Here is a 5,762-nt window from a genome sequence, read left to right as displayed (position 1 = left end):
TACCGGCGGCAACCGGCAGGTTTTTTTCCAGGTGAAGCGCGGCGCCGCTGGCGATGCCGGCTTCGGCGCGCAGGGCGCGGGCCGCCTTGAGGACCAGATTGTCAGGCCCTGCCCCGGCATCAGCCGCGCGGGGCCCCGTGACCGACAGCGTGAGAATGTCGGATGGCTCGACGCTCAGCCGGTCGGCGGCCTCCGGACCGGCAAAAACAACCAGCGAGTCGAGATCATGCCGCCCGTTCGGCTTCAGCGGCCCGACATGCAGGAACAGGTTCACCTTGGCCGGGGCAAGCGCGCTCAGAATCTGGTGCATGGCTGCGCGTCAGGGCTGGCGGGCGACCGCAAGGGCGGCGGGAACTTCCGGCTCGGCCCGGGTCAGCACGGCGATGTCCGGGCCTGACAGCATCTTGGCTTCGATGCGCGCCCTGTCTGCATCACTCGGATCCAGTTTGAGCGCCCGCTGCCACTGGAAACGGGCCTCGATCTTGCGGCCCACCTGCCAATAGGCATCGCCCAGATGGTCATTGAGCAGGGAGACTCCCGGCGACAGTTCCACGGCCCGCTCAAGGAAACGTGTCGCGAGATCGTAGCGGCCCATCCGGTAATGCGCCCAGCCGAGGCTGTCGACGATATAGCCTGATTGCGGCTCAAGCTCGACAGCACGCCGGATCATGTCCAGCGCCGCCTCATAGTTGAGGCCCCGGTCAATATAGGCATAGCCGAGATAATTGAGGAGCGAGGCATTCGTCGGCTGCAGGGCCAGCGCCATTTTCAGGTCAGCCTCGGCTTCAGGCCAGCGGCCCGTCTGCTCTCGCGCCGACCCGCGGGCATAGATGATGCGCCAGTCCTGACGGTTGACTTCTGCATCCGACTCGATGATTTCGGTGAGGAGGCGTTCAGCTTCACCATTGCGGTCGAGTGAACGATAGAGGTCTGCCAGCTGGATCTTGAGGCCCCGGTCGGACGAATGGGCCAGCGCTTCAGCCGCAATCGCAAGGGATTCCTGGTTGCGCTCTTCGCGGCGCAGGGCCCAGGCCATCTGGCCGCGCGACGTGGCATAGAATTCCGAGGACTTCGGGATGCGCGACAGGACGGCGATCGCCTCCTGGCGACGGCCGGCATTGTCGAGCGACTGGCCCCAGAGAGACCGGGCGACATGGAGATCGGGATCGAGCGCCAGCGCAAGCACGAAATACACGCCCGACAGATCGTCATCGGTCTGCAGCATCAGCGCGGCGGCAGGCACATAGACGGCCAGCGCAGCGCCTTCGCGTGTCGAGAGGCGGTTCGGACGAATGCGCTTGCCTGACAGGATGTCGGCCCGCAGGCCGTCAATCGCGGCGTTCTGGCCGATTTCGTCCCGGAACATTTCAAGGATTTCGACCGCCCGTTCCTTCTGGCCCGATGCGGCGAGCAGCTGGGCATGCGCGTGAACGCCAACGGCAAGGCGCGCGCCGGAATCCCAGAGCGCATCGAATGTCGCGAGCGCCGCTGCATCATGCTTGTCGGCCATCTGCAGCAGGCCCATCATGTAGAGTGTGGCGCTATCGAGGTCGGCGTCGCCGGTCAGGCCATCGCGCAGGTAATCCTCGGCCGCATCCGCGCCCTGATCGTCGGCGATGCGCCAGGCTGACAGGCCCTGGGCGATAACCCGGTTGAACGGGCCATACTCGGTTTCATCGAGATAGTTCGCGGCTTCGGAATCCTTGCCCCGGACAAGTGCGTCGACGCCCAGCGTAAGACGGACCAGCGTTGCCGTACTGCCAACCTGACTGGCGCGCCGGGAAAGTTCGACACCGGCCGGATAGTCACCCGCCAGAAGAGCGGCAAACACAGCCCGCTCGGCAATGCCCGACTTTTCAGGGGCCGTATCGATCGCGGCGGCGTAATAGGCAGCAGCGGTCTCAGGGTCATTGGTCATGGCGGCAAAGCGGGCGACGAGGAAGTCACCATAGGCGCGCGCCTCCGCCGGGCGGCCATTGGCGAAAAGTGCTTCGCTGAGATCCTCCTGCGACGGGGTGCTGACGCACGACCCGGCCAGCAGGATGGCAGACAGCGCGCAAAAAGGCCGAAGCAGGTTCATATTGGCAATCTTTCAGCAACCGCGCCCTGCCGCAAGGGCAAAGCAGCGGTGCCTGCGGGCGGATCAGTCCGACGCGACAAGGATTTCCTGCCGGTCGAAGAACTTGTCGATGCCGCGTTTGACCGCCTGCATGGATTTGGCGCGTCCAGCCTCTGACTGGAGGCGCCTTGCGTCCTCTGCATTGGTCAGGAACCCCATCTCGAGCAGCACAGCCGGGACATCCGGGGCCAGCAGGACGTAGAAGCCGGCATTGCGATGGGTGCCGCGCAGCACAGGGCCGGCCGCCGCCAGTTCAGGCAGCAGGTCTTCCGCAAAGGCGGCGGAATGGGATTTCGTCTCCCGCTTGACCAGGTCTTCAAGGATGCTGCCGACCACCCTGGACCCACTGGTTTCAATCGGGATTTTCCAGTTATTCTTGTCGGCTTCCTTGTCGATGCGGCGCTCGCCGCGCTCAGAGATCGTGTAGACGGACGCGCCGGAAACGTCCGGTGAGCCGGCCGCATCGGCGTGCAGCGAGATGAAGAGGTCAGCGCCCCAGTTGCGCGCGAGGGTGACGCGGTCCTCAAGCTCGATGAACTTGTCATTGTCGCGGGTCAGGCGCACCAGATAGCGCGGGTCCTTTTCCAGGATCTCCTTCAGGTAAAGCGATGCTTTCAGGGTGACGTCACGCTCAAGCAGTCCCCGGGCCGACCGGGTGCCCGGATCCTTGCCGCCATGACCGGCATCCACCACGATCACGTATTTGCCATTGCCCCGGCGCTCACGCGGGCGGAGCGGCTCGGCGGGGGTGATTTCTGCTGCAGCCATTGACATTGTGGCCTTGCGGGCATCGGATTCGGCGCGGGCAAGGCGCTGCATATCGCGCCGGGCCATGCTGCCGAAGCGGGCGGCCGAGACAGTTTGAAGGTCGATAATGATGCGCCAGGCTGGCTCGCTGCCGGTCGGCGGCAAGGACAGGACGCGGGAGACGACAAGCGGCCGGTCGAGTGAGAAGCTGAGGCGACCGCCCGACAGCGCCCAGCCCTCGATCCCGCCCGTTCCGGTGCCGACCTTCGCGCTGGACTCACCGCTGAGGGGAAGAATCAGGCTGCGCTGGCCACCGGATTCGGCCAGAAATGCCTGTGCTTCCTGGGAAATGTCACTCCAGACCGTGATCCGGGTCGGTGCACCGTCGCCCACCACCCGCACGTCGCGAATATCCGCATGGGCGGCAAAACCCATTAGAGTACAAGCACATACAAGGAAAAGCAGGCGAAAGGGGGTCATGGGGTCCAAAAGGCAGGAATGGCCCGCCTGGCGCGGGTCTGGCTCGCCTTTTCCCTAACAGACTGAATATTAACCCAGCATTGACCGGGCTGAGGTCATTCAACTGTGGTCTGCGGAATTTCTCCCTTTCAATTACGCTTGAAATTGGGCAGTATTCGAAAAGTAGCCAAATAACTGGGCTATCCAACAAGTTTCCCAATGACGCGTCAGCGATCGCGCTTCACCGAAAAGGCAAGCGGGCGCCGCGCTCCGGAAAGCAAAGCAATATGTGCACGGGTGCCGTGACCATCGTCAGTTCTCCAATGCCGCCTCAGGGTGCATGGGACAGGCATGGCTGCACCCTCCCCCAACCAACACAGACCGGCCTGACCGATCGCTCGAGGCGTACCGCGCCCGTAGCGGCGTCGCCGGATCATAAGGTCATGTTCCATGAGCAAACTCATGCTAATCGACGCCGCCCACCCGGAAGAGACCCGTGTGGCCATCGTCAATGGCGGTCAGGTCGATGATTTCGACTTCGAGACAACCGGTAACGAACAGCTTCGCGGCAATATCTACCTCGCAAAGATAACGCGGGTCGAGCCGTCGCTGCAGGCGGCATTCGTTGAATACGGCGGCAATCGCCACGGCTTTCTCGCCTTCAGCGAGATCCATCCCGACTATTACCAGCTTCCGGCCGAAGACCGTGAGGCCCTCCTGAAGGAGGCCGCTGAAGAAGCGGCCGCCGCCATCGAAGACGAAGACGATGATGTCGAGGGAGAGGGCGACGACGATGCCCGCGCAAACGCCGACGACGAGTCCGACGAGGATGATGACAACGGCGCCGACGACGAAGATGAAGACGATAGCGAAGGCGAGGATGGCGAGCCCCGACCCGCCGCAAAACCGGCCCGTGGCCGGCGCCCGGCCCGCAAGGAATCGCCGCGCTCGTCGATCTCCAAACGCTACAAGATCCAGGAAGTGATCCGCCGGCGCCAGGTTCTGCTGGTGCAGGTCGTCAAGGAAGAACGCGGAAACAAGGGCGCGGCGCTGACCACGTTCCTGTCGCTGGCCGGACGGTATTCCGTGCTGATGCCGAACACGCCGCGCGGCGGCGGCATTTCGCGCAAGATCGTCAACGGGGCCGACCGCAAGCGCCTGAAGTCCATCGTCGCTGAACTGGACGTGCCGGACGGCATGGGCCTGATCGTGCGCACGGCCGGTGCCAAGCGCACCAAGGCCGAGATTCGCCGCGATTATGACTACCTGTCGAAACTCTGGGAAACCATCGTCGAAAAGACGCTGACCTCCGAAGCGCCGATGCTGATCAATGCCGAAGGCGGCCTTGTCCATCGCGCGATGCGCGACATGTTCGACAAGGAAGTCGAGGAAGTCTGGGTCCAGGGCGAGGAAGCCTATCGCGAGGCGAAAGACCTCGCCAAGCTGATCATGCCGAGCCAGGCGAAGAAGGTTCAGCAGTGGAAGGAAGACGACCCGCTCTTCGTCGCCGAGGCGGTCGAGGGCCAGCTCGATTCCATCTACTCCCCGACCGTGCAGCTGAAGTCCGGCGGTTACCTGGTGATCAACCAGACCGAAGCCCTCGTCGCCATCGACGTGAACTCCGGCAAGTCGACCAAGGAACGCAATATCGAACAGACTGCGGTGCGCACAAACCTTGAGGCCGCCGAGGAAGCCTGCCGCCAGATGCGCCTGCGCGACCTGGCCGGCCTCGTCGTGATCGACTTCATCGACATGGACGAGAACAAGAACAATCGCGCCGTCGAGAAGCGCCTGAAGGAATGCCTGAAGGTTGACCGCGCGCGCGTCCAGCATGGCCGCATCTCGCAGTTCGGCCTGATGGAGATTTCCCGCCAGCGTCGCCGTCAGGGCGTGCTGCAGGCAACGTCCGACCCTTGCGAAGTGTGCAACGGCACCGGGCGCCGCCGCTCGATTCCGTCTGCCGCTTTGCAACTGATCCGCGCCATCGAGGCCCGCGCCTCGACGGGCGGCCTGAAGAGCATTTCGGTGAAGGCGCCGACCGATGTGGCGCTCTACATCCTGAACAACAAGCGTGAAGCGCTTGTCGAGACCGAACGGATGGCCGGATTTGCCGTGTCGATCCATTCGTCGGAAGACCTGTTGCCGGGCGACTTCACCATCGAGGCCGAGCGCGACCCGAATTCCAAGCCGAAGAAAAAATCGCCGCCGCGTTCGCTGTCCAAGCCATCGAAACCTGCCATCTCCGATGAGGATGATGAGGACATCGAGGACGAGGACGAGGATGCCGTCGCCGATACGGATGACGAGGTGGAGGCCAGGTCCGACGACACAGCGGACAAGCCCCGCAAGCGCCGCCGCCGCCGGGGTGGCCGCGGCCGCAACCGCGAGGGCGGTCGTGAGACCGGCCTGGAAGTGATCGACGGTGAGACGGCCCCTG

At 63.8% G+C, this 5,762-nt stretch carries 3 protein-coding genes and 1 pseudogene; 1 reads left to right on the top strand and 3 read right to left on the bottom strand.

Translation table 11 applies throughout. The features are described 5' to 3' along the window. The 3 genes and pseudogenes from VR74_RS13665 to VR74_RS13655 all read right to left on the bottom strand — a co-directional run. A pseudogene (locus VR74_RS13665) lies at positions 1–310 on the bottom strand (4-(cytidine 5'-diphospho)-2-C-methyl-D-erythritol kinase); the annotation flags it as partial. 9 nt (positions 311–319) lie between these two features. Then, positions 320–2,080 (bottom strand): tetratricopeptide repeat protein, encoded by a 1,761-nt coding sequence (locus VR74_RS13660; RefSeq protein ID WP_045697719.1) that lies wholly within the window; start codon positions 2,078–2,080, stop codon positions 320–322. Positions 2,081–2,143: 63 nt separating this feature from the next. Then, positions 2,144–3,301 (bottom strand): N-acetylmuramoyl-L-alanine amidase, encoded by a 1,158-nt coding sequence (locus tag VR74_RS13655; protein ID WP_299950569.1) that lies wholly within the window; start codon positions 3,299–3,301, stop codon positions 2,144–2,146. Positions 3,302–3,775: 474 nt separating this feature from the next. On the opposite strand from VR74_RS13655, the gene VR74_RS13650 reads away from it, so the two are divergent. Beyond that, on the top strand, positions 3,776–5,762 hold a 1,987-nt coding region (locus VR74_RS13650), incomplete at its 3' end, for a ribonuclease E/G (RefSeq protein WP_045697715.1).

The sequence above is a fragment of the Hyphomonas sp. BRH_c22 genome, assembly GCF_000961795.1.
In the GTDB taxonomy this organism is placed as follows: Bacteria; Pseudomonadota; Alphaproteobacteria; order Caulobacterales; family Hyphomonadaceae; genus Hyphomonas.
Note: the sequence above shows the minus strand (reverse complement) of the source record. Positions and strands in the feature narration are given on the sequence as shown.